This window comes from Streptomyces pathocidini (assembly GCF_001418495.1).
In the GTDB taxonomy this organism is placed as follows: Bacteria; Actinomycetota; Actinomycetes; order Streptomycetales; family Streptomycetaceae; genus Streptomyces; species Streptomyces pathocidini.
In genome coordinates this window covers 1-3,211 of the sequence record NZ_LIQY01000104.1, presented here as the reverse complement: position 1 = coordinate 3,211, position 3,211 = coordinate 1, and the positions used below count along the sequence as shown (strand labels likewise).

Here is a 3,211-nt window from a genome sequence, read left to right as displayed (position 1 = left end):
GAGCGCCTTCCTCACCGGGCTGCGCGAGCGCACCGTGCTCGGCGTGCGCACCGGCGAGGGGCGGGTGCTCGTACCGCCCGTCGAGTACGATCCGGCCACCGCGGAGGAGCTGCGCGAACTGGTCGAGGTCGGCGCCACCGGCACCGTCACCACCTGGGCCTGGAACCCCGAACCCCGGCCCGGCCAGCCGCTGCGGCGCCCCTTCGCGTGGGTCCTCGTCCGGCTCGACGGCGCCGACACCGCCCTCCTGCACGTCCTCGACGCGCCGGGGCCCGACGCCGTACGCACCGGGCTGCGCGTCCGCGTCCGCTGGGCCGCCGAGCGCACCGGCGCCATCACCGACATCGCGTGCTTCGAGCCGTGCCCCGAGCCGTGTCCTGATCCGCATGAGGAAGCGGCCGCGGCGGAGGACGGGGCGGCCGCCGCGGAGCGCGCGGGAGCTGCCGAAGCCGCCCCGCACAGCGGGGAGTTCGCGGACCCCGTCACCGGCATCGTCGCCCCCGCCCGGCTCGACTACACCTATTCCCCGGGCCGCGCCCAGAGCCGCTACCTCGCCGCCCTCGGCGACCGGCGGCTGCTCGGCGAGCGCTGCCCCTCCTGCCGGAAGGTGTACATACCGCCCCGCGGCGCCTGCCCCACCTGCGGCGTCGCCACCTCCGAGCAGGTCGAGACCGGCCCCTCGGGCACGGTCACCACCTACTGCATCGTGAACATCAAGGCTGCGCACTCGGCGAATCTCGGCATCGAAGTCCCCTACGTCTACGCCCACATCGCCCTCGACGGCGCCGACCTCGCCCTGCACGGCCGGATCGCCGGCATCCCGTACGACCAGGTGCGCATGGGGCTGCGCGTCGAGCCCGTGTGGACCGACGGCGGGCGCTACCCCGACCACTACCGCCCGACCGGCGAACCGGACGCGGACTACGACACGTACAAGGAGCTGCTCTGATGCGCGCCGCCAGGGACATAGCCGTCGTCGCCTTCGCGCAGACCGACCACCTGCGGAACACCGCCGAGGTGTCCGAGGTCGAGATGCTGATCCCGGTCCTCCAGGACGTGCTCGGGCAGGTCCGATCGGCCGCGGGGGAGATCGACTTCACCTGCTCCGGCTCCAGCGACTACCTCGCGGGCCGCGCCTTCTCCTTCACCATGGCCCTCGACGGGGTCGGCGCCTGGCCGCCGATCTCCGAGTCCCATGTCGAGATGGACGGCGCCTGGGCGCTGTACGAGGCCTGGGTCAAGCTGCTGACCGGCGAGGCCGAGACCGCGCTCGTCTATTCCTACGGCAAGTCCTCGCCCGGCTCGCTGCGCGACGTGCTGACCCGCCAGCTCGACCCGTACTACGTGGCCCCCCTGTGGCCCGACTCCGTCTCGCTCGCCGCCCTCCAGGCGCAGGCGCTCATCGACGCGGGCGACACCGACGAGCGGCAGCTCGCGGGGGTCGCCGCCCGCAGCCGTACCGCCGCCGCGGACAACCCGCACGCGCAGCTGCGCGGTTCGGCCACCGCGGAGGCGCTGCTCGACGGCGACTACCTGGTGCGCCCGCTGCGCCGGCACGACGCGCCGCCGATCGGCGACGGGGCCGCCGCGGTCGTGCTCGCGGCGGGCGACACGGCGCGCCGGCTGTGCGCCCGGCCCGCCTGGATCCGCGGCATGGACCACCGCGTCGAAGCGCACAGCCTCGGCGTACGGGACCTCACCGACTCGCCGTCCACCCGGCTGGCCGCCGAGCGGGCCGGGGCCTTCGAACGGCCCGTGGACACCGCCGAGTTGCACGCCCCGTTCACCTCGCAGGAGGTCGTGCTGCGCAAGGCGCTGCGGCTGGCCGACGACGTGGCCGTGAACCCCTCGGGCGGCGCCCTCGCCGCCAACCCCGTCATGGCCGCGGGCCTCATCCGCGTCGGCGAGGCCGCCGCCCGCATCCACCGCGGCGCCTCCGACCGCGCCCTCGCCCACGCCACCTCGGGCCCCTGCCTCCAGCAGAACCTGGTGGCCGTGCTGGAAGGAGACAGCCGTGGCAGCCGTGGCTAAGGAACCGGTGGCCGTCGTCGGGATCGGCCAGACCAAGCACGTCGCCGCGCGCCGCGACGTGTCGATCGCGGGACTCGTACGGGAGGCGGCCGTACGCGCCCTGGCGGACGCCCAGTTGAGCTGGGCCGACATCGACGCCGTCGTCATCGGCAAGGCCCCCGACTTCTTCGAGGGCGTGATGATGCCCGAGCTGTACCTCGCCGACGCGCTCGGCGCGGTCGGCAAGCCGATGCTGCGCGTGCACACGGCCGGCTCGGTCGGCGGCTCCACGGCCCTGGTCGCCGCCAACCTGGTGTCCTCGCGCGTCCACCGCACCGTTCTGACCCTGGCGTTCGAGAAGCAGTCGGAGTCCAACGCGATGTGGGGCCTTTCGCTCCCCATCCCCTTCCAGCAGCCGCTGCTCGCGGGCGCCGGGGGCTTCTTCGCCCCGCATGTGCGCGCGTACATCCGGCGCACCGGCGCGCCCGACGCCATCGGGTCGCTCGTCGCGTACAAGGACCGGCGCAACGCGCTGAAGAACCCGTACGCGCATCTGCACGAGAAGGACATCACCCTGGAGAAGGTCCAGGCCTCGCCCATGCTCTGGGACCCCATCCGCTACTCCGAGACCTGCCCCTCCTCCGACGGCGCCTGCGCGATGGTCCTCACCGACCGCGCGGGCGCGGAGCGTGCGCCGTACCCGGCCGCGTGGGTGCACGGCGGGGCGATGCGCAGCGAACCGACGATGTTCGCGGGCAAGGACGTCGTCTCGCCGCGGGCGGGCCAGGACTGCGCCGCGGACGTCTACCGGCAGGCCGGGATCACCGATCCGCGTCGGGAGATCGACGCGGTCGAGATGTACGTGCCGTTCTCCTGGTACGAGCCGATGTGGCTGGAGAACCTCGGGTTCGCGGCGGAGGGTGAGGGCTGGAAGCTCACCGAGTCCGGTGTGACGGAGCTCGACGGCGACCTCCCGGTCAACCCCTCCGGTGGGGTCCTGTCCACCAACCCCATCGGCGCCTCCGGCATGATCCGCTTCGCGGAGGCGGCACTTCAGGTGCGGGGCAGGGCGGGAGAGCACCAGGTGGAGGGGGCACGGCGGGCGCTGGGGCACGCGTACGGCGGGGGCTCGCAGTTCTTCGCGATGTGGCTCGTGGGCGCGGACCGCCCGGCGTGAGGCCTGGTCCCCTCCTCCGTGCCT

The 3,211-nt window shown here is 73.9% G+C and carries 3 protein-coding genes; all 3 read left to right on the top strand.

The features are described from left to right. On the top strand, positions 1-949 hold a 949-nt coding region (locus tag AOK16_RS06760), incomplete at its 5' end, for a Zn-ribbon domain-containing OB-fold protein (protein WP_055471314.1). Next, positions 949-2,031 (top strand): thiolase domain-containing protein, encoded by a 1,083-nt coding sequence (locus tag AOK16_RS06755; protein ID WP_055471313.1) that lies wholly within the window; start codon positions 949-951, stop codon positions 2,029-2,031. The genes AOK16_RS06760 and AOK16_RS06755, both read left to right, overlap by 1 nt. Continuing rightward, the gene (locus tag AOK16_RS06750; RefSeq protein WP_055471315.1) at positions 2,024-3,187 is read left to right on the top strand and encodes a thiolase domain-containing protein; all 1,164 of its coding nucleotides are present in this window, start codon (positions 2,024-2,026) and stop codon (positions 3,185-3,187) included. The genes AOK16_RS06755 and AOK16_RS06750 overlap by 8 nt, the downstream gene beginning before the upstream one ends. Positions 3,188-3,211: the final 24 nt, after the last annotated feature.